Here is a 1,107-nt window from a genome sequence, read left to right on the forward strand (position 1 = left end):
CTTAATAGCAAAACGATAAAATAAGAAACGATTCCGACGACAACCAAAGCTAGCAACTTAGTTATTCGCTCCCAAACACTCATATCAAACCAAATTTCGGTTTCAACATTCATCCAGGAAACCGCCAACACCATCGCAACAACAGCAACAACTATCCGCAGCACAAATAAAGCCCAACCTTCGCTTCTATGATAAACATCACGCTTCACTAAGCCACTCAAAAGCCACAAAGCATTCATCCAAGACGAAAGCGCTGTCGCTAATGCCAAACCTGTATGTTGCAAAGGCCAGATCAGAATCAAATTGAAAACCATGTTGGCACACATCGCCCATATGCCAATCTTTACAGGCGTCTTCATATCTTGTCTTGAAAAGTACCCGGGAGCCAAGACCTTAATCAACATAAATGCCAAGAGCCCTAAGGCATAGGCACGTAAGCTCATTGCCGACATATAGACATCGCGTTGTTCTAATGCACCGTAATAAAATAGCGACGTCACCAAAGGTTCAGCAAGAACAATCAAAGCAACAGCTGCCGGAACGCCCATCAACAGAACTATCCGTATAGCCCAGTCCAGCGTGTCAGAAAAAGCTTTGTGAGACTGACTGCTATGCTTTCGAGACAAACTAGGTAAAATCACTGTCGCAATGGCAATACCGAAAATCCCCAAAGGCAACTCAGCTAAACGATCCGAATAATAAAGCCAAGAAACGCTTCCTGTTTGTAGAAATGACGCTAACACTGTATCGAGCAACAGATTAATCTGGCTTACAGAAACACCAAATAGTGCTGGAACCATCAGTATAAAAATACGTCGAACACCTTCATGACGATAATCCAGGCGTGGCCGAGGCATCAAGCCCATTTTTATCAAGAAGGGAAACTGAAAAAACAGCTGTATCAGGCCTGCAATAAAGACCCCCCATGCCAAGCCCATGACTGGCTCTGTAAATAACGGCGTTAACCAAAGCGCCGCTGATATGAGCACCAAGTTAAGCAAAACAGGTGTAAAAGCGGGTATCGCAAAGTAACCATAGCTATTCAATATTGAACCAGCAAAAGCGGTCAAAGAGATCAACAGCAAATAGGGAAAGGTTATCCTCAAC

General features: G+C 43.8%; 1 protein-coding gene. It reads right to left on the reverse strand.

Annotation, left to right across the window (positions count from 1 at the left end; all coding sequences use genetic code 11):
• On the reverse strand, window positions 1-1,107 hold a 1,107-nt coding region (gene murJ, locus A3766_RS07855; protein ID WP_082907071.1), incomplete at both ends, for a murein biosynthesis integral membrane protein MurJ.

Source organism: Oleiphilus sp. HI0132 (assembly GCF_001635845.1).